Raw genomic sequence first — 21,072 nt, forward strand, 5'->3', positions numbered from 1 at the left:
TTCTTACTCTCTTCTAGCTTTTTCGCTTCTTCTTGCTTCTTACTCTCTTCTAGTTTCTTTTGCTTCTCAGCCTCACTCACTTGCTTTGCTGTTTCATCTACTAATAATTTCTCAAAAGCTTGAATTTGTTTATCAATCACCTGCAAATTAACCTCTTTATCAACATATTCACAGTTTTCTTTAACTAAATGAAAACCAGCATTCACATACGAGAATACTTGCTTAGTGGATTCACTTTTATCTCCAGTTAACTCTTCTTTCACTTTGTTATAAGGATTTTCCATTGATACATATACTTTTTGTAACAGTTCCCTCTCAACAACAATTTTCTCACGTCCTTGCTTCCACGTAACAAGCGCCTGTTCTAACTCTTGAGTGGAAGTGACGGTTAATTTCGATTTCATCTCTTCATACTCGTGCAAAATTACTTCCTTATGTTGCTTAGCTTGTTCTGTCAACTGATCAACTGTTTTTGGAAAAATACTTGCTGTAGAAATAGTAGCCTGCACTCTCGTTTCATGAATGAAAGCTGCTTCTGTATAAGTCATCATTTGAGAGCCTAAATAAAAAGTAATAGAACACAAACATGGCAATATAAGCATCTTTTTGAATTTGCGAGGTGTCTTCAGCATTTTAATCTCTCCTATCGAACATCTTGTTCTTTATCAAGAACTATAACCTTATTATAATAAAGCGAATTACAAAATGATATAAAAATTATGTTTCTTTTTACATTTCTCTTTTAACACAAAAAGAGACTACCACTTTTGATAGTCTCTTTTTGTTGTCATTATTATTTCGTTTCACCTTCGCCTTGCTGTGCATCAAACGTCCAAGTTAATTGTAACTTATCGCCTTGGAATTCATTTTGATCTTTTTTATTATCAACGAATTCAAATTTCACTTTGAATTTATCAGATTTACCTGCAGAAATACCTTTTTCATCCCAGAACCAAGCAGCTAAATCATTATTTACTGCTGTAAGTGTATCACCCTTCAATTTATCTAATGTAGTCTCTTTCACAATCGTCTCATGCTTATCTACATTTTTTAAGAATGTTACTTTAATATGTTTACCAAAATCATCTTTATTATCTTTCTTCGTATCTTCTACACTATAGTCTGTTTTTAATAGAACCTTTTTAATATCTAAAGAGCCTTTATTTTCTAGTTTAAATTCTTTTTCAATTGTATCACCAGGTTTTAAATTCGATACATTAACAACTGTTGATGGATTTAAAGATAAATCAAGCGTGCCAGCCGCAAATGTATTATTTGACACTTCTTTATCGCTAAAGAATGCAAATGTTCCTCCACCAACTAATGCTGCTCCTAGTACTGCTGATGCGATACCCATCCCTAATTTTTTCTTTAAAGTCATGTCCAAATCCCCCATAATATATATATTTGTTAATTTCCTAGTAGGAAATTATAACTAAGATAACTAGACGGATTGTTCTACTTTTTTATCTTTCTTTTCTCCGTCGATGCTACGAATAGCGCCAAAAATAGAAATCGCGGAATAACCAAGTAAAAAGACTCCTGGAATAATAAGAAGTAATGCTGCTCCCGCTTTTGAACTCGCATAATTCAGTCCATAACCAACGTATGGAACTGTAATATCTGCATATTTTCCGATTACATTTTCTGCAAGTACTGGTGCTAAATCTGGTCCGTTGTTGTTATCCCCTTTTGTTTCATACATTACTTTTCCATTTGTATCTTTCACACCGATAATACGGTGAGTGACAATTTTTTCATCTTTCTCTTTAAACGTAATAACATCACCTTTTTGATATTTAGAACCATCTTTCGTTGGCTCTATCGCAATGATTGACCCTGTCAAAAATGTTGGTTCCATCGATCCTGAAAGAACGCTCTTAAATTGATATCCCATCACTGTTGGATCCCCGCCACTCGCTTTTGAAGAAATAACTACAAAAGCTAAACAAACCATTACCGCAAATAAAACAAATGAGATAACGTTGCTAATCACCTTCCAAATTAATTTCATCGTCTCTCTCCCTCTCCGTTGTTTTATATTATTCGAAGTATGCAATATAGACTTTCGTTCTTTAACAAGAACACAAGTAAATAATATAACGAACATAACGGAAATGCAATAAGAAAATTTACAATTATTAGTTATTTTACAGGGATATATGAACACAAAAAAGACCGTGACAAAATCTCATCACAGTCTCCATACTAACAATTTATTTCTCTTCTGATTTCATTCCTTGTTTATTTCGACGCAGCACTACATATAAAATGGCTCCAAATAATACAATCGCACCTATCCCAACACTTATCACTTTCACATTGGATTCCTTTACTTCAGGTGCTACGGTATCTTTTTTAGGCATCGCAAACGTAACATCTTCTTTTGAAAGAACATTTATAGTCGCAATCGTTTGATTATTTTTTATAATATCTACCGTACCAACTACTTCACCGCGATGAATTCCTTTTTGGTACAAAGCTTCTTTATCCACTGAATTAACCCGAAAAGCCGTTTTTACATTTTTCCCTTCATCTTTCTTTAGCATAAGCTCAGCACTTTTTTCCAATTCAGAATCAACATCTTTATTTAAATACGTTGTCTTTTGATGCCAACTATGTTTATCTAGTACAGTTTGCTTCGTAAATTGCCCAAAAGAATATTCCGCCATCTGCTTCAAATCTTCATAAATTTCAGGTCTTTGAGAAGCCATTACTACATTTATAATACGATTCCCATCCTTCTCATTTAATAAAACGAGCGTATTGCGCGCTTCATTCGTAAATCCTGTCTTACCACCAATGCTATATGGATTTTCAAAATAAGTAGACTTATTAAAAATAGACACTGTTTGCGTAGATGTCGTCACCGTCGTTCTTTTCGTATTCATCGCTTGTAAAATTTCAGGATACTTTTGTACACCTCTTGTAATCATTGCCATATCATATGGCGTCGTATAATGATTTGGATCATGCAATCCATTTGGCGTTACAAAATGGCTATCTTTAGCCCCTAATTGCTTCGCCTTTTCATTCATCATATTAGCGAAATTTTCAACACTTCCTCCAATACGCTCCGCAATCGTATACGACACATCATTCGCACTCAGCACCATTAAAATCATAAGTGCAGTATTTCTATTAATAGTCTCACCAGGTTGAAACTCAATTTGATAATTACTCTTCTCTTGATCTAATGCTAATTGTGAAAACGTAAATTGATCCTCTGGCTTCGTATGCTCCATCAGTAAAATCGCCGTTAACACTTTCGTCATACTAGCAGGGAACGCACGATGATGTGCATTTTTGTCGTACAACACATCTCCTGTTTTCGCATCAATCGTAGTCGCAAACTGACTAAAAACATTCGGTCCTTCCGCAGGTGGCGGTGCCACTTGCTCCGGATTTACTCCAATATTCGTCTCAGCATATAACGTCATAGGTGTCAAAAAAAATAAACAAATAACCATAATAAAAACCGAAATTCCCTTAAAATTTACCATATGACTCTCCCTTTTCACTTTACTTTCACATTCTATAAAATAACTCTACCAATCTATATGTAATTTGTATTAAATTGGAAGAATATTCACTTTTTTACTATATCACACTTTAACGATAAGGAACATAAATATACAATAAAAAATAAGAAGGAATTACTCTTTCTTATCCTTCTCATCAATCAACGAATCTATTAACTTTTGCCCAGCTTCCTCAGCCGTAATCTCATCCGTCATACCCATAAATGACCAACCTTTAGAATCGACCCACTCAACGAACTCTTGCAAAAACTCATCATGCGTCACATCCACATCAAGAATCGAACCATCAATCGAAATCGTTCTATTTCTAGACACACGCATCTTAAACGTTTTTCTTACCATTACAATTATTCTCCCTCTACTCCTGAATATTTATAAATATCTTGTACTTCTTTTATACATGATTTCTTGAAAATTGTAAAAAGGATATATTGGCCAATTTGCATATTAAAAATGAAAATCTCTTATTATATAACCCTCACACTACATTCATTTGGTCATAAATTACGGAATACATCCATATAAAAAAAACAAAACACCTTACATTATATCACACCAAACACACTTGACTTTAGTACAACAAAATGGAATATATTAGAAAACACCTTAAAATGAGGAGGAACTCCATTGCGCGTTGTACATATTGTAAAACGAAGTGGAAAGTAAAAGATGTATGGTCGCTTCTCATAACATTCGAAAAAGATTGTCCGTATTGTTTCGGAAGACAATATATGTCTAATGATACCTTTCATCAAGCTAACGCCGCTTTACCTTTGCTATTCTTATGTCCTTTACTTGTGGATTTAAGTGACGAAAATCCTTTAGATAAATATCGTAAATAATATAATATCTACATTCAAAACCTACTTTCTATTCAGTTCTCTTCTTATTAATTCTCCCTTTATTCATTACTAGTATAATTGCACACGATCCCTCTTTAAAAACTCACTATAAAAATATTGTAAAATTTCAGTTAATTATATATAATTGCTTTAGCATAATTATTAAAGATGCTATTACATAAGCATTCTTGAAGATCCCGTAGCTCAGCAGGGAGAGCGCCACCTTGACAGGGTGGAGGTCGTGAGTTCGAGCCTCTCCGGGGTCATATCGTAAAAATAGCGGTCTATCAACTGGTAGACCGCTATTTTTATACGATGATTTAACCGATAGAACTGGCAGTAAATTATAATAACTTCCGTATTACTACGTTCTTCTTCATTTAAATAACATTAATTCTTCTAAGTATGTATTAACTTCTCGACTTTTTAGACATGAAAAATCCCCTTCAAGTAATAGTGTAACATCCATGTGTGTACATGTTTTCTCTACACTGCCTACCTAAAGGGGATAATATCAAAGAAAGCCCATTACCATATAGTGTTATTAGTGATTCAATTACTTATACCACTTGTTTTTCCTTAATAGCCTTGATAATCGATCCGGTAGCAATTAAAAGAGTCCCTGCGATAAAGAATGCTGCGCTAAGTACAAAATACGCTGTAAGTATATTAGAGTTAATAATATAATTGTACGCGTCTCCGCCCACATAAACGTGTTTATTTAACTCACTATATTCACTAGCCATATAGTACCCTTCAATTTTGTCAATTCCCTTATATAGCAGTACCGCTGAATGTAAGTAAAAAATTACCGCCCAAAATATCCATTTTTTCATGATGATATTTACTCCTGTTGTTTATCTTATTATTTATTACATGATCAAACTTATCCAATGTTTATTCAACTGGAATAAGTTTAACTTGCTCTGCTGTCTTGATAATATCACCACTACCAGTGAAGAAAGTATAATCTCCACGCCCCACTGAACTATTGCCCAGAATGGTATTTACTGTTGCTGAACCACTCTTGCTATCGAATACAACAAAGTTACTACCGCGTCCTACTGCCGTAGCCTTATAACGACCAGCAGGAATATCTTTGCCCACGATGTATTCACCTGCACCTAACATTCTAGGCTCTTCCTGCTTAGCTTTAACGCCTTCTGTAAGCTTCTGTAGTTCGCTATTCTTAGCTTGGATATCCCCATCTAATTTACCTACTTCACCCTTCTTAGCCTCTACATCTTTGCCCAGCTTATCAACTTCTGATGTTAATTGATTCTTATTAGCTACTAGAGCCAAAGTCTCTTCTACTTCAACTTTTTTATCATCAAGCTTCTTTTGCTCTGCATCAATACCTTCTTTGACTTTGCTCTTCGTGTAACTTAACTCTTTCTCTTTTTCGTCTGCTTTCGCTTTTGCCTCTTCATATGTAACCTTTTCTTTCTCGATAGCAACCTTGGCTCCACTAGCACCAATCGAATATGAAATTACTAATCCAACGATTACCGCTAAAGCTATCCATAACTTCTTTGACTTTACAATTTTCATAATTTATTCCTCCAATTGAATTCACTATATTAATATATCATACATTCAATATATTTATAACTTACAAAATGCAAGATTTCCTGTCTACTATTCCATCTAACTTCTTTCCCATCTTGAATAGCCTTTATGACCAACCTTATACGCTCTCCATGTAGTAAGCCACTATCCCTCTATACTAATTTTTTTCTTTGTCTGGTTATTAACATCCTATAGTTAATATAAATAAATGATGTTAATATACTTTAATGGGTACTCACTCAAAATTTTCCATTACAATCACAGCATAGAACTACACATAAGGAGCAATGAAACATGAAACATAAAAAACATTTATCTATCGCATTCGTCGTACTTGCTATTACTTCAGGAATAGCCGGATGTAGTAATTCAACATCATCGACACAGCCTACTACTGTAAAAGCGACAAACACTGAAACAGAGACACAAAATACAAAGGATATTAAAGCGGATCTTATTGCGAAAGCTGATGCTGTCTCTAAAAAGATCGACGAAGCATCACAAAAATCAGGGTGGATAGAAGCTACAGATTTCCCTGAAATTGCAGCTGACCTTCAACTTTTAGCAGTCACCGTAGGCATGGAACATGAAAAACTAGTAAATGATAATGAAACATTACGAAATAAAATTATGGATGTAAAAAAGAAAGCCTCTTCCTTTTCAAATGAAGAAGCAACCGTAGCGAATGAAAACTTAAAAAGCGGAAACGTTATTTATCAAGCTGTATTAATGAACGATTTCCACAATATTCTAGATGAAGTGAACTTAAGCCATAGCGATAACGATTTGGCAGCACTAGTTTCTATGGATAAATCATCACCTGAAGCCGAGATTATTAAGCAAGCTCGAGAGGGTATTGAAAGCATTGAGACATACACGTATCCAACTATACAAAAAATAGAAAAAAACTTTAGTAAATATCCAAATGCCTTTTCTGATAAAGAATTTAAATTAATCGGTGAATCTATCAATAATTTAAATTCTTCTCTAGAGAAGCAACTTAAAATGATGAAGCAATTTGACGGAAATACTGAGAACAGTGAACTGGATTATGAATATCTCTTAAAATCAGCTACAGAAGATTATAAGAAAGCTGAAACAAACATCGAAAATCTTGAATCTTCTTGGAACATAGTATATACAAGCAAATAAACAACTAATAATTGCTCGTTATAAGCACATTTTTATAGATTGCATAAAAAAGATGCCAGCAAATGCTGACATCTTTTTTAACTACTTTCAAATTCTCACTCTAACGTTTTGTGAATATCGCTCTTTTACAAGAACTAAATCACTTCCCACCAAACATCTTCTCCAAAGACTTCGCATTAGCAAATAACAATTCTTGTAGGTTGTCATCAGCAACGATTTTGTAGTCTCCATCTTTGTCTTTCTTTAAGTTCAATGTAACTTCGCGAATTGCCATTGCTGCCTCTTTATCTGCTAAGTTTTTGATGATAGTTGATGTCATTGTTTTTTCTATTGTTTTTTCGGATTGCTCTTTGTCTTCACTAAAGGCACTAGCGAAGGCCATTGGCATAACTTCTCCCATTGCTTTTGTTACGGCAACAGATAGATCAACAGATGTAACTTTCACTTTAACTTCTGCTTTGTCATCCTTTTTTGATACTTCTTCTATTTTTTCAAATTTAAAGTTTTTCGTAATGGCGCTCAGCATGGCTTTTCCGTCAGCATCATCTGTTTTTTCATTTAGTTTACTAAACTCTTTGTCACTTTCAACAAATGTACGAGCCTTTTCTAAGTCACCTTTTTGTATCGCTGTTAAAAATTCTTCTACAGAGTCTTTCGGATTTGCACATCCTGCTAGAACACCAACTGTTAATCCTACTACCATCATTAACAGCAATAACTTCTTTATCTTTTTCACGTTCATTCTCCTCTTATCTTTTCTAGTAAGTCATCACTATACAATAGTATGAAACTGACATTACAAACATTTTTTAGTATAGCATTTATATGATTTGTTTTCTATTCTTTCCCAAAAGACAAAGAGCCTTGTAGAAATACTACAAGGCTCTTTGTCTTTCAATCCGTATCCGTAGCACAAATTAACCACATTTTATGCTCCTTACTATCTAACACCATCCAAGTAGCATCCCATGCAATATCATAAAACCAATCTGTCCAAGGACGATAGCTTTCAAACACTCTAATATCTTCATATCGATCTTGGAACATGTATTGGCATATATTAATCGCTAATTGCTTCGCGACAACCGGACGATCTTGAAATTCTACATATGCCCCGCCCCATAAAATTTGAGCGGCAATGCTACCATCAAGCATTACTGCGTTACTTTCTTGAAAATGAAACTTATATTTTTCTGATGTATGTATTTTTAACTCTTCTATGTTATTAATTATATCTAAAGAGTTGAAGATTCTTCTGAAAAAGTGCTCGTGTCTATCTTCTTCAGGCGGTATTTCTTTGAAAAAATTTTCGTTATGTACTTTAAAACAGCTTATAACCGCTCCACCATGTAAGTTTTGTTCTTTGAATGTATGTATAAATTGCTCAATAGATGAGTCATTCGTTTCTATTTTTTCAAAAGTTCCTGCTTTCCATCTCATAACGCTCACTACTCTCTATTAAAAGTTTGTTTCTCCATTAAAGTATTAAAATAAAAACCAGCAGCTTTAAGATTGCCGGTTTATCTCTTATTCATATTTGAAAATACAATAACAATTACTCCAAGTACATCATGCCCCGCTACCATCCATATACTCCGATCAAAAATCATAAGGGACAACCAAAGTGATATATTAATAGCAGCAAATAATAAATATAAAATAAAGTCCCTCTTTTGTAGCGCCTCTCTATTCATCAAAATGTAAATTGCACCGATAGGAGGCAGAATAAAGCAAAGGAAAAAGACAAATATTTTTCTTAATGACCATGGATATGAAGTTACTGTCTGCATATGAACCTCCTTTTCACTTTATAGTACTTTTAACATCGGCCTTACTACCCTATAGTCTTCACTATAAGGTTCCTTTATGATTAACGGCGGGTGATTATCTTTTTCTTCTTCAATCATTGTGAATACTTCTGTTTTTTCTTGTAATATGTTGGATTCACTATCTTTAGTAGGCTGTTTGCTTGTTTCAATTTTCTTCGTCACTTCGCCAAGTTTTGGCCCGGATTTTTCTGCTTTGGCAGGTTCATTCGTAACGTAATATTCCTGGCCCTCCCATACTAATATAGGTGGTACTTGTTCTCGTTTGTTACATATTATATAAGTAATACTAGCTATAAGTAGTAGGCATATTGCTATAAAGAAGATAGCTTTTTTATTTATATACTATTCTCCTTATCTATCATTTTATTGGATTATATAATAGGAAATATAGTCAGTAAATAGTTTTTATGGTGATTTTTAGTATTAATTTCAAATAGAAAAACCTTACTGTAAAGTAAGGTTCCGTTTTTAAATTCTATAATGTTTTATTAATTAGAACGATCATTACGATAATCGCTATAAACATAACAACTAAACAGCCGATCATTTTATAAAATCCTCGTTTCGTTAACGTTCCGCCCTGAACGTCTTTACGAATGAATAGGAACACCGCTAAAAATAAAACAAGCCCCATGCCAAAAGCGTACATCATTTGCATATGTTAATCTTCCTTTCTCTCTTACATCTTAATATCTTTTAGATAAAACAACAAACGAGATAAAAACTGTACTCATCGTAAGTGCCATTAATATGTTCAATAATTCAACCGCAGATAGTGTAATTACTTTTAAATTTAAGCCAATAGAGAAAAGAAGATAGTATGCTGTTAGCGCAAAAAAGCTGAAGAACATTCCTTTGTAACGAATGAGTTTCATTCGCTCATCTTTTTCTTTAAATTGCGGGTGTAAGTAACTTAGGCAAAAACACATAATCATCATTGCAAGCACGGTATAAGTTGGAATTGGCGGCGCGGAATGCGTCATTATACCTGCTAATACCATAGTTCCACTCATAATTAAAAAGATAATCCCCATAATTACAAAGTACTTTTGTGAATAATTCATCCTTTCTCCCCCTCTTCTTTTCCTTCATAAATAAATACATGTTCTATCGTTGTCTGAAATGCTTTTGCTATTTCAAATGCTAAAGGAAGTGATGGATCATATTTCCCCTTTTCAATTGAGATAATGGTTTGTCTAGAAACCCCAAGTTTCTCAGCCAATTTTTCTTGAGATAGTCCAAATTTTTTTCGGTATTCGACCATTTTATTTTCCAAGGAAATTTCTCCCTCCTCCCTTATATCGAGTATATATGTAAAGTAAACTTTACGTCAAGGTTCCTTTACATTCATTTAGATTATTTTGCATTCTATTTATCCCCGCTATTTGCGGGCAGTACGAATGCGAGGAAGTTAGGCGGGAGATAACTGCCCGTAAATGCCCGATTGGTGAGGGCTAATAATCAGTGGGGGATGGACACCCCCCACACTGATTAAAGTTTCACTTTATATAAAAGAAACTTTTTCAAATTCAGCACGTCTATTTTGAAATGAAACATGGAACAATGTATATAGCCGTTACTATATCTCCTCCCCGCTTTTGTGAAAATTTAATATCTCCATATTTGTTTTATCCTTTTAAAATATTTCATTCTTCTCCTTATTGGGTGATGTGCGCTATTGTTTTTACGTTGTTTTTCGCCATATTTATAGAAACTAACGGTTTATGAAGCATTTTTTATGTATAGCCACTTTTTTTGTAGAAATCCTTCATTTTCCTTTCAATATTTAACACTATCGATATAAAGTTTATGGTAAATTCATAATTTTTTATTTTTTATACTATATTCCGTTATATTGTTGTATAATATCAATGAAAGCGCTTATTATTTCAATATACATAATTCGAACTAAACTTTATCGAAACATTCTGATAGTTATACTTATATTTAAATTCAACAATTATAGTTATTAATGTAGGTATACCAAATATATCCACCCCATTTTTCTGTAAAATTACTTTATAACATGAAAGATTAACTTGGGTGATAAGTTATTGTGAATGTTTTTTTACAAAACAGATAAGTAATAGTGTTTGGCATTATGTAAATTATTGTAATAACATAAGAGTAAAGATAACATTTACATTAATTATTAGTTCATCAATTATTGAAAAAGAGCAAAATGCACCTTTTGTATAGGAAAAGGATTATATGCATCGGGAGGTTTAAACAAATGACGAGGAAGAATACAACGACAAACCCTTGGGCCAAGTTCCATGGTCCGAACCTTGGTTATGTTATTGAACAGTATGATCTTTACGTAACTGGAGCAGGTTCTGTTGATCCGGAATTACAAGAGCTTTTTGAAATTTTTGGAGCTCCTTCGTTTCAAGATGATGTCGTAACAGGGGACAACACAGCAACACATTTTTCTCCTCAAAACACAGGGAACATTGAAAAGATTCTTAAAGTCGTTCAACTTGTTGAGCAGATTCGTTCTTTCGGGCATACGCTGGCTCACATTAATCCGATGGAAGATGCTGCAAATGGACAATCTCTTATCGAGAAAACAATGAACGAACTGAGCGATGCTGATTTGAAAGCGATTCCAGCAAAAACAGTATGGCAAAATGCACCAGAGGGTATTCACACTGCACTTGATGTAATTCATAGATTAAAAGACGTTTATACAAAATCTTTAGCTTATGAATTCTCACATATACAAGATAGTGAAGAACGCGCGTGGTTGCATCAAATGGTGGAATCAAATTCATTGCGTCAACCATTATCAAATAAAAAACGAACTGCTCTTTTAAAACGTTTAACTGCTGTTGAAGGTTTCGAGCAATTCTTGCATAAAACATTCGTTGGTCAAAAACGTTTCTCAATAGAGGGCGTTGATATGCTTGTACCTGTACTAGATGAAATTGTTTCAGAAGGTGCTAAAGGCGGCGTAGAAGATGTCATGATTGGTATGGCTCACCGTGGTCGTCTAAGCGTACTCGCTCACGTATTAGAAAAGCCATATAATCACATGTTTGCAGAATTCAAACATGCAAAAATAGAAGGTGTAAAGACAAATGCTGGCTGGACTGGCGACGTGAAATACCATTTAGGTAGAGAACAAGTCGTTGGTAATGAAGAAGTTAGCACTCGTGTTACATTAGCAAATAATCCGAGTCATCTTGAGTTCGTTAACCCTGTTGTTGAAGGTTTCGCACGTGCAGCTCAAGAGAATCGTAAAAAACCTGGTCTTCCAGAACAAGATACTACAAAATCATTCGTAATTTTAGTTCATGGTGATGCTGCATTCCCTGGTCAAGGTGTTGTGTCTGAAACATTGAACTTAAGTAGATTGAATGCGTACCAAACTGGCGGAACTATTCATGTTATCGCAAATAATGCAGTCGGCTTTACGACTGATAGCTATGATTCTCGTTCTACTAAATATTCAAGCGACCTTGCAAAAGGTTTCGATATTCCGATTGTTCACGTGAATGCTGATGATCCGGAAGCTTGTCTTGCTGCTGCAAACCTTGCGATCCAATATCGTACGCTGTTCAAAAAGGACTTCTTAATCGATTTAATCGGTTACCGCCGATATGGTCATAACGAAATGGATGATCCAGCAGTTACGCAACCACAAGTGTACAAAAAAATTAAAAATCACCCCACTGTAAGAGCAATTTATGCAGATCAATTACAATCTGCTGGCGTTCTGAATGCAGATGAGGTTGAAACAATTACTCAGTTTATACAAGAGGAATTAAAGGCTGAATACGCACAAGTGCCACCAGCTGATACGAGTGCTGCAACAATCCACGTTAAAGTTCCAGAGGTTGTTGCAAAAGGAATCCAGCCGATTGACACTGGTGTTTCAATTGACTCGCTTCGTGCAATTAATGAAGGACTATTATCTTGGCCTGAAGGCTTTAACGTATATCCAAAAGTGAAGAAAATTCTTGAGCGCCGTAAAGATGCTCTGGAAGAGAACGGTAAAATTGAATGGGCACTTGCTGAATCTTTAGCATTCGCTTCTATTTTACAAGAAGGTACGCCAATTCGTTTAACTGGTCAAGATTCACAGCGTGGTACATTTGCGCATCGTCATATCGTATTACACGATACTGATACAAACGAAACATATTCACCATTACATCGTTTACCGAACATTAACGCATCATTCTCTGTTCATAACAGTCCGTTATCAGAAGCTGCTGTTGTTGGTTACGAATATGGTTATAACGTATTTGCTCCAGAAACTCTTGTGATGTGGGAAGCTCAATATGGTGACTTCTCAAATACTGCGCAAGCATTATTTGATCAATATGTTTCAGCAGGAAGAGCGAAATGGGGTCAAAAATCAGGTCTAGTTCTTCTATTACCACACGGTTATGAAGGTCAAGGACCGGAGCATTCTAGTGCACGTCCAGAGCGTTTCTTACAATTAGCTGCTGAGAACAACTGGACAGTTGCAAACTTAACGAGCGCAGCACAATACTTCCATATCTTGCGCCGTCAAGCATCTATCTTAGGAACAGAGGCTGTTCGACCATTAGTAATTATGACGCCGAAAAGCTTATTACGTCACCCACTTACACTTTCTACAGGTAGTGAGTTAAGTGAAGGGCGTTTCCAACCTGCTTTAGAACAAGGAAACCTTGGTGCGAAACCAAACAAAGTAAAACGCCTTGTTTTAAGTACAGGTAAAATGGCAATTGACTTAGCAGCAGAAATCGAAAGTGGTAAGCATGAGTACAGCCTAGATGAAGTTCATATGGTTCGTATCGAGCAGTTGTACCCATTCCCTGCTGAAAAAGTTCAATCTATTATTAAACGCTTTAAAAACTTAGAAGAAATCATTTGGGTTCAAGAAGAACCTCGTAATATGGGCGCATGGCATTACATGGCTCCAATTCTGTTCGAACTAGCTGGGGATAAAGTGAAAACAGGTTACATTGGACGCCCGGATCGTTCTAGCCCATCTGGTGGCGATCCATTTGCTCACAAAGCTGAGCAAGAATTAATCGTTGCACACGCTTTAGATGTGAAGTACAACTTCCGTCAAGATAAACAAGAAATTGAAGTTTTCAGCAACTGAAAGTAACAACGAATTTCACTAGCTCAGCTTGGGCAGATATTCTGCCCAAGGTCGAGCTAATACATGGAGATTACCGAAGATTAAAGAAGACAAAACACACCGTTAGGCAAATAAGGGGAGGACATTTAAAATGATCGAAATTAAAGTACCTGAGCTTGCAGAATCTATTTCAGAAGGAACTATTTCACAATGGCTTATCAACGTAGGCGACAAAGTTGAGAAAGGTGGCAGCGTTGTTGAGCTTGAGACTGACAAAGTCAATGTAGAAATCATTGCAGAGGATTCAGGTATTGTATCGAAGTTACTAGGCGAACCTGGAGATATAGTTGAAGTTGGCGCTACTATCGCAATTTTAGATGCAAACGGCGCAGCAGTTGCAGTAAGTACACCTACTCCGGCTAATGAGCAACCAAAACAAGAAACTACTGAAGCACCGAAAGCAGAAGCTCCAAGTGCTGAACAAAATAAAGCGTTGCAAGGTTTACCAAATACAAATCGTCCTATCGCATCACCAGCTGCTCGCAAAATGGCTCGTGAATTAGGAATCGACTTAAACGACGTACGTAGCACAGATCCACTTGGACGTGTGAGACCACATGATGTACAAGCTCACGCTGCAGCTCCAAAAGAAGCACCAGCTGCTCCAAAACAAAGTCCGGCTCCAGTTGCAAAAACTGAATTCGAAAAACCAGTTGAGCGTGTGAAAATGTCCCGCCGCCGTCAAACAATTGCAAAACGTCTTGTAGAAGTTCAACAAACATCTGCAATGTTAACTACATTTAACGAAGTTGATATGAGTGCAATCATGGAATTACGTAAAGAACGCAAAGATGCTTTCGAGAAAAAACATGATGTACGTCTTGGCTTTATGTCATTCTTCACAAAAGCAGTTGTTGCAGCATTAAAACAGTTCCCATTATTAAATGCTGAAATTCAAGGCGACGAGCTTATCATTAAAAAATTCTATGATATCGGTATTGCAGTAGCAGCTCCAGATGGATTAGTTGTTCCAGTTGTACGCGATGCTAACCAATTGAACTTCGCTGAAATTGAAAGCGAGATTCGTAATTTAGGTCTGAAAGCACGCGATAATAAACTTTCATTAAAAGAGCTACAAGGTGGTACATTTACGATTACAAACGGTGGCGTGTTCGGTTCTCTAATGTCGACACCAATCCTAAATAGTCCACAAGTAGGTATTCTAGGGATGCATAAAATCCAAGTACGTCCAGTTGCGATCGATAACGAACGTATGGAAAACCGTCCAATGATGTACCTTGCACTATCTTACGATCACCGTATTGTTGATGGTAAAGAAGCAGTTAGCTTCCTTGTTGCTGTTAAAGATATGCTTGAAGATCCAAAATCATTATTATTAGAAGGTTGATAGATTATGAATCTATTAAAGGCTGTAGAATGAATCATTCTACAGCCTTTTTTTATTGTGTTCATACGGGACAAATCACACTACATAGACTAATAATGTATGCCTAAAGCCTAAGGGGGATAAACATGAGTAACCTTCCAGTTCATGCAAAACTTAAAGCAAATAAGGATACTTTCTTCCTCCCCGATTCAAACGGGGGTGTTTACTTTCGAAATAACTCCAGTTCATTCCGTATGGATGGTGGTGGAATTTATGACTGGATTGAGAAATTAATGCCTATGTTTAACGGTAATCATTCTTTGACGGAAATAACCGATGGTCTCCCTCTCCCCTATCAAAATCGTGTATTTGAAATTGGAGAGATTTTATATGAAAATGGTTTCGTTCGTGATGTAAGCCAAGATGCTCCCCACGAATTAAACAGTGCATTACTCGATAGATACGCTTCGCAAATTGAGTTTTTAGAAGCTGATTCCCATTCAGGTGCTTTAAAATTCGAAACGTACCGCGCAGCAAATGTGCTTATAATTGGTTCTGGCGATATGCTTACTTCACTAGTTTCGTCTTTATTAGAATCTGGTTTACCTACATTTCATTATCTTGTTACAGATCGTGCTGAAACAAACTACGATCGAATTCATGAACTAAGCGAACGTGCATATGCAAATGATGACAATGTACTTATTCAAGAAGTAGATATTACAATTGATCTTCCTTTACATGAAGTATTCGAGCCTTTCGACTGGATTTTATACGTTTCCCAAAATGGAGATATTGAAAGTTTAAGAGCAATCCATACTATTTGTAGAGAGTTTAAGAAAAATTTCATACCAGCTATTTGCTTATCAAGAATTGGTTTAGCTGGACCTGTCGTAACCGCAGACCGTGAAGAATGCTGGGAATCAGCTTGGCATCGTCTACACGAAACTACTTTACAAAGTGAAAATCCACCTGAACCTGTCTCACCAATTACATCTGCAATGTTAGCAAATATTATCGTTTTTGAGTTATTTAAACATGTCGCTGAAGATTCACACAGGCAGCATAATCCTCAATTCTTTTTATTAAACTTGGAAACACTTGAAGGAAAGTGGCACCCTTTCATAAAACATCTTCTCGCAACCGATGAAATCTTTACAATTGATACGGTGCAAAATCTTCAAGAAAACCTTGCCCATCGTTCCGGACAATATACTTCAACTGAACTTTTTCGTTTTTTTGATACGTTAACTTCTAAAGAAGCTGGCATATTCCACATGTGGGATGAACAAGATTTACACCAATTGCCTTTATCACAGTGCTATATTCAAGTTGCAAATCCATTATCAGACGGACCTACCTCTCCCCTTCCTACTATAGCTTGCGGTGGATTAACTCATAATGAAGCACGCCGCGAAGCTGGTTTAACAGGAGTTGAAACATATGTAGCTGAAATGATTCATCGTCTTATCCCCGAACATACTGATATCGGTATTGGTGCTGGGGAAACGATGGCAGAAGGTGTATACCGAGCACTACAAAAACATTTAAATAATAAGTTATATGAACGCCAATCACATATGCTAGAAGAGATTACAGAGCTTGATTTAACCGAAATTCATGATATACATTGTAGGTTTTACTACGATGCTCTCTCTACAATTCATGAAATACCTAAAGTAGGAATGAGTGAGGAGTTACTTGGTTTTCCTGTCGTTTGGATCGGTATAAATGATAGATGGTATGGTGCGGCAAATATTAATATAACATTGGCGTTAAGAAATGCTCTGCAACAAGCACTCCTTCATATTCAAAATGAAGAGATTCCTTATAAAGCTAATATGTTACCGGAATCATCTATTGTTTTATATAGTACGGATTCTGTTAGAGTAGCAATACAAGAAGAGGAAGAAATTCCAGGCGTACAGTCTTTACAAGTTGCCTTGCAAAATTTAACGAAAAACAACTTGTATCCATTCGTTTTTGATTTAGCTATTGAGTCATTTTTAAGAGACAACTTAGACGGTGTATATGGGGTATTAATTGCAAAGGAGGATGACCAATGACTCAAAACATATTACTTATAGGAGATGGCCTACTCACAGAATATGTACATGAGCAATTGTGTAAGCAATATTCCCTCATCCGCCAGCATACAATTACAGAAGCTCTTCCTGAAAACATTGATCTTGCTCTTGTCTTACATGACGGGTCTCCTTCTTCCGTACATCATGATGCTGAGCTTATCTTTCGCTCAAATAATATTCCGTGGCTTCGCGCGTTTACTTCGTTTGGTGAAGGTATTATCGGTCCTTACGTGAAGCCTCTTACAACTGGATGTTCCCACTGCGCTGATGGACGCCGGTTTATAGCTGGATTTGATCAAAAAGAAATGTGGGAACTACAACGGAAATATGCGTTAAAAGCAGATAACGTGACGAGACGTGATGTACGCGCCACCCAAAATGGAATGTTACAAATGTGCCAGCTCATTCATGCTGAAACAGAGAAAATATTAACTAACAAACATTTTTCTATAGACAATGAACTCATTTTACTGGACTTACAAACGTTACAATGTACCCGGCATTCGTTTCTTCCAGACCCTCTCTGTCCGGTATGCAGCAATTTGTCTGACGATACAGCAGATGCAGCGCAAATTTCTTTACAACCAAGTTTGAAAACGAGTACTGAAACGTATCGCTGTCGTTCCATTCACGAGCTAAACACATTTTTAACGAGAGACTATTTAGATTACCGGACTGGTATTTTAAACGGCAAAATGCAACATTCTTTATTACCGTTTGCTGATGTTATTATAAACATGCCATTAATGTTCGGCAATGAAGGTGTAGCGGGCCGAACTCATTCATTCGCACTTAGTGAAGCAACCGCTATTTTAGAAGGATTAGAACGATATTGCGGTATGTCGCCTCGCGGGAAAAAGTCAAATGTGCATGGTAGTTTTCATGAGCTAGAGCATATTGCACTGAACCCCCTCACACTCGGTGTGCATACAAATGAACATTACAATCGTGATAGTTTTCCATTTAAGCCGTTTGATCCTGATTATGAGCAAAACTGGGTATGGGGATACTCTTTATCACAAAGCCAGCCACTTTTAGTTCCAGAAGCAATCGCTTATTATAGCCTCGGTCAACGAGATGCTTTCGTGTATGAAACATCAAATGGATGTGCACTTGGTGGTAGCTTAGAAGAGGCAATTTTTCATGGCATTTTAGAAATTGTAGAGCGTGACGCCTTTTTGCTCACTTGGTATGCCGAATTACCTCTTCCCCGCCTTGATCTTAGTTCAGCAAATGATACGGAATTACAATTAATGCTCCATCGGTTACGCACGATTACCGGGTATGAATTACATGCTTTTAACGCGACGATGGAACATGGCATCCCGAGCCTATGGGTCATTGCAAAAAATACGCGTGAAAATGGAATGAACGTTGTTTGTGCAGGAGGCTCTCATTTAGACCCAATCCGAGCTCTAAAGAGTGCAATTCACGAAATAGCAGGCATGTTACTTATAACAGACGATGAGCTCAAGCAAAAAAGAGAGAAATATGAAAACTGTTTACAAGATCCATATCTCGTTACGCAAATGGAAGATCATAGTATGCTGTACGGATTGAAAGAAGCGGAAGAGCGTCTTCACTTCCTTTTACGAGACGATGCTCCGGTGCAAACGTTCCAAGAAATGAAGGCGTTACAATCATTTGATATGGATTTAACATCTGATCTTCATCAACTTTTAAACCGACTACATCAATCTGGACTTGAAGTAATCGTTGTAGATCAAACCGTACCCCTTATAGAAAAAAACGGATTACATTGTGTAAAAGTCATTATTCCAGGCATGTTACCGATGACGTTCGGTCACCATCTCACTCGGGTTACAGGACTGGATAGAGTGTATACCGTACCGATGACACTTGGATATAGGGCTGAGCCTTTAACGAATGAAAGTTTAAATCCACATCCGCATCCTTTTCCATAATTCATAGCGAGGGGGAAATTTGATGCAACTGGATACTTTTTTACATCATCTCCATTTTTCTATTAATGAAATTATGTCGTCCGATAAAGAGATTGATTGGGAAGACGCACCACTTCCTTATAAATTATATCGAAATTTACCAGTCATCCCTCTCTCTTTAGAAATCCCTTTAACTTTGCGGAATTCTTCTACTAAACCTAACTTAGAGGAACTCGGTCATTATCTTTGGTACTCATTTGGTTTAACACAATTATGTCAACCTACTACTAGCCTAGAAAATAATAAAACAACGACTCTATTTCGAAGATTCATCCCTTCTGGGGGTGCTTTATATCCAAATGAATTATATATGTATTTAAAAATTGATCATTATCCAGACGGCATTTACCATTATGACGCCGCGCATCATCGTCTCATCTTACTTCGCGAAGGAAATTTCGATTCTTATCTTACAGAAGCACTCGGCAATCGTTGTAACATACATTCTTGTTTTGGCGCTGCATTCGTATCCACTATGTTTTGGAAAAACTTCTTTAAATACAATAACTTTTCGTATCGTCTGCAAGGATTAGATAGTGGTGTTCTGATCGGTCAATTGCTTGAATGCGCAAAACAATTCGGTTATACAAACGGTGTATATTTTCAGTTTCTAGACCGGGCAATGAATCATTTACTTGGACTGTCAGAAGGTGAAGAAAGTGTATATGCTGTTATTCCTTTAAGTACAGAACCCACTGCAGATTGGTTTCACAATGATCATCGTGAAAATAAAACAGTTACTTCTCATGACTTACTGCAGCAAATCCCGCCGTTAACACATGAGCATTTCGTTCGCTCAAAATATGTAGATGACTATCCGATGGTAAAAAAAATAAACACGGCATCTATGATTGAATCGACAGAACACTTCCAAACATTAACTCAAGAAGACCGACATCAATATAGTGCACACGCTGTACAGCTACCAAAAGTAGAGCGTTTATCGTATGATTTCTTACATCTTTGTAAAAAACGATATTCACCTGATTCTGACTTCATTTTAACGAAATGGGATGCAGCCGAGCTCGCTACTCTACTACAAGAAGCGAGCCTCTCCTTCCCTTATTACAACGACCTTGATGGCAAGTATGTAAATGAAAACGCACGGGTCTCATTATATGGATGTTTTTATAACGTAAAAGACATAGAAAACGGTGCTTACGCTTATAACAGTAGGACACATTCCATACAGCCACTTCAGCACGGAGACCTTCGTTATTCTCTGCAATCTAGTATGACGATGGATAACGTAAATCTTTTTCAAGTACCACTTTGTCTACATGTAGTCGGAAATAAAGATTACTATAAAAATAAATTAAGCTATAGAGGATATCGAATTCATCAAATGGAAGCTGGCATGCTCGTTCATAAACTCGTTTTAGCTGCGACCGCTATGGGGATGGGCGGGCATCCGTTACTAAGTTTTGATACAAATTCATGCGATCAATTGTACGGGATTGATGCCGGAAATAAAACTTCACTCATTCAAATTCCAGTTGGGGCGTATCGAGCGCGAAATTGGCTAAAAGGGTCCTTGCATAATTAGAAGCACGCCGGTAGACGGCGTGCTTTTTTAAAGGAGTTAAATTATTAAAAGCGAAATAAGTATATATTCTTATA

General features: G+C 36.3%; 21 protein-coding genes and 1 tRNA gene. 8 read left to right on the top strand and 14 right to left on the bottom strand.

Going from position 1 to position 21,072, the window contains the following annotated elements:
- The 5 genes from MR071_RS20545 to MR071_RS20565 all read right to left on the bottom strand — a co-directional run.
- Positions 1-632 (bottom strand): DUF4047 domain-containing protein (locus tag MR071_RS20545; RefSeq protein ID WP_242237753.1); only part of this gene is annotated, 632 nt, incomplete at its 3' end.
- A gap of 161 nt (positions 633-793) precedes the next feature.
- Positions 794-1,381: a CalY family protein gene (locus MR071_RS20550; RefSeq protein WP_242237754.1), complete on the bottom strand. Its 588-nt coding sequence runs from the start codon at positions 1,379-1,381 to the stop codon at positions 794-796.
- 63 nt (positions 1,382-1,444) lie between these two features.
- Positions 1,445-2,014, bottom strand: coding sequence for a signal peptidase I SipW (gene sipW / locus MR071_RS20555; protein WP_105584185.1), 570 nt, complete (start codon positions 2,012-2,014; stop codon positions 1,445-1,447).
- Positions 2,015-2,216: 202 nt separating this feature from the next.
- Entirely contained in the window at positions 2,217-3,503 is a 1,287-nt protein-coding gene (locus MR071_RS20560; RefSeq protein WP_242237757.1) for a D-alanyl-D-alanine carboxypeptidase family protein, read from the bottom strand.
- Positions 3,504-3,656: 153 nt separating this feature from the next.
- Positions 3,657-3,884 carry a hypothetical protein gene (locus tag MR071_RS20565; RefSeq protein WP_002064332.1) on the bottom strand — a complete coding sequence of 76 codons (228 nt, stop codon included), beginning with the start codon at positions 3,882-3,884 and terminating at the stop codon, positions 3,657-3,659.
- A 284-nt stretch (positions 3,885-4,168) separates the two neighbouring features.
- Between MR071_RS20565 and MR071_RS20570 the strand changes: the two genes are divergently transcribed.
- Positions 4,169-4,384 (top strand): hypothetical protein, encoded by a 216-nt coding sequence (locus tag MR071_RS20570; protein ID WP_242237809.1) that lies wholly within the window; start codon positions 4,169-4,171, stop codon positions 4,382-4,384.
- Between the two features lie 193 nt (positions 4,385-4,577).
- Positions 4,578-4,650, top strand: a tRNA-Val gene (locus MR071_RS20575).
- Positions 4,651-4,944: 294 nt separating this feature from the next.
- Here MR071_RS20575 and MR071_RS20580 read toward each other — a convergent pair.
- Together MR071_RS20580 and MR071_RS20585 are read right to left on the bottom strand one after the other, a co-directional pair.
- Positions 4,945-5,220, bottom strand: a complete 276-nt coding sequence (locus MR071_RS20580; RefSeq protein ID WP_242237758.1) for a hypothetical protein — start codon at positions 5,218-5,220, stop codon at positions 4,945-4,947.
- A gap of 61 nt (positions 5,221-5,281) precedes the next feature.
- Positions 5,282-5,935: a hypothetical protein gene (locus MR071_RS20585; protein WP_242237759.1), complete on the bottom strand. Its 654-nt coding sequence runs from the start codon at positions 5,933-5,935 to the stop codon at positions 5,282-5,284.
- Positions 5,936-6,247: 312 nt separating this feature from the next.
- Here MR071_RS20585 and MR071_RS20590 point away from each other — a divergent pair, with 312 nt between their 5' ends.
- Positions 6,248-7,105 (top strand): hypothetical protein, encoded by an 858-nt coding sequence (locus MR071_RS20590; RefSeq protein ID WP_242237760.1) that lies wholly within the window; start codon positions 6,248-6,250, stop codon positions 7,103-7,105.
- A 139-nt stretch (positions 7,106-7,244) separates the two neighbouring features.
- Here the strand turns inward: MR071_RS20590 and MR071_RS20595 are convergent, their stop codons facing one another.
- The 7 genes from MR071_RS20595 to MR071_RS20625 all read right to left on the bottom strand — a co-directional run bounded on the left by MR071_RS20595 (position 7,245) and on the right by MR071_RS20625 (position 10,210).
- A complete protein-coding gene (locus tag MR071_RS20595) occupies positions 7,245-7,841 on the bottom strand; it encodes a DUF4878 domain-containing protein (protein ID WP_142395730.1) in 597 nt (198 codons plus the stop codon).
- 158 nt (positions 7,842-7,999) lie between these two features.
- Positions 8,000-8,545: a hypothetical protein gene (locus MR071_RS20600; protein WP_242237761.1), complete on the bottom strand. Its 546-nt coding sequence runs from the start codon at positions 8,543-8,545 to the stop codon at positions 8,000-8,002.
- An 80-nt stretch (positions 8,546-8,625) separates the two neighbouring features.
- Positions 8,626-8,895 carry a hypothetical protein gene (locus MR071_RS20605; RefSeq protein ID WP_142395732.1) on the bottom strand — a complete coding sequence of 90 codons (270 nt, stop codon included), beginning with the start codon at positions 8,893-8,895 and terminating at the stop codon, positions 8,626-8,628.
- Positions 8,896-8,913: 18 nt separating this feature from the next.
- A complete protein-coding gene (locus MR071_RS20610; RefSeq protein ID WP_242237811.1) occupies positions 8,914-9,273 on the bottom strand; it encodes a hypothetical protein in 360 nt (119 codons plus the stop codon).
- Positions 9,274-9,409: 136 nt separating this feature from the next.
- Positions 9,410-9,592 (bottom strand): DUF3976 domain-containing protein, encoded by a 183-nt coding sequence (locus MR071_RS20615; RefSeq protein WP_002011459.1) that lies wholly within the window; start codon positions 9,590-9,592, stop codon positions 9,410-9,412.
- A 28-nt stretch (positions 9,593-9,620) separates the two neighbouring features.
- Positions 9,621-9,998 carry a permease gene (locus MR071_RS20620; protein ID WP_105584200.1) on the bottom strand — a complete coding sequence of 126 codons (378 nt, stop codon included), beginning with the start codon at positions 9,996-9,998 and terminating at the stop codon, positions 9,621-9,623.
- Positions 9,995-10,210, bottom strand: a complete 216-nt coding sequence (locus MR071_RS20625) for a helix-turn-helix transcriptional regulator (RefSeq protein WP_002140896.1) — start codon at positions 10,208-10,210, stop codon at positions 9,995-9,997. The genes MR071_RS20620 and MR071_RS20625 overlap by 4 nt, the downstream gene beginning before the upstream one ends.
- A gap of 957 nt (positions 10,211-11,167) precedes the next feature.
- On the opposite strand from MR071_RS20625, the gene odhA reads away from it, so the two are divergent.
- The 5 genes from odhA (at position 11,168) to MR071_RS20650 (ending at position 20,998) form a co-directional block, all read left to right on the top strand.
- Positions 11,168-14,035 carry a 2-oxoglutarate dehydrogenase E1 component gene (odhA, locus tag MR071_RS20630; RefSeq protein WP_105584202.1) on the top strand — a complete coding sequence of 956 codons (2,868 nt, stop codon included), beginning with the start codon at positions 11,168-11,170 and terminating at the stop codon, positions 14,033-14,035.
- Between the two features lie 130 nt (positions 14,036-14,165).
- Entirely contained in the window at positions 14,166-15,422 is a 1,257-nt protein-coding gene (gene odhB, locus MR071_RS20635) for a 2-oxoglutarate dehydrogenase complex dihydrolipoyllysine-residue succinyltransferase (RefSeq protein ID WP_242237762.1), read from the top strand.
- Positions 15,423-15,547: 125 nt separating this feature from the next.
- Positions 15,548-17,467 carry a putative thiazole-containing bacteriocin maturation protein gene (locus MR071_RS20640; RefSeq protein ID WP_242237763.1) on the top strand — a complete coding sequence of 640 codons (1,920 nt, stop codon included), beginning with the start codon at positions 15,548-15,550 and terminating at the stop codon, positions 17,465-17,467.
- Positions 17,464-19,413 carry a TOMM precursor leader peptide-binding protein gene (locus MR071_RS20645; RefSeq protein ID WP_242237764.1) on the top strand — a complete coding sequence of 650 codons (1,950 nt, stop codon included), beginning with the start codon at positions 17,464-17,466 and terminating at the stop codon, positions 19,411-19,413. Before MR071_RS20640 ends, MR071_RS20645 begins: the two co-directional genes overlap by 4 nt.
- Before the next feature lie 22 nt (positions 19,414-19,435).
- Entirely contained in the window at positions 19,436-20,998 is a 1,563-nt protein-coding gene (locus tag MR071_RS20650) for a SagB family peptide dehydrogenase (RefSeq protein WP_242237765.1), read from the top strand.
- Positions 20,999-21,072 lie beyond the last annotated feature (74 nt).

Origin of the sequence: Bacillus cereus group sp. BfR-BA-01316 (genome assembly GCF_022664195.1) — a bacterium.
Taxonomy (GTDB): Bacteria; Bacillota; Bacilli; order Bacillales; family Bacillaceae_G; genus Bacillus_A.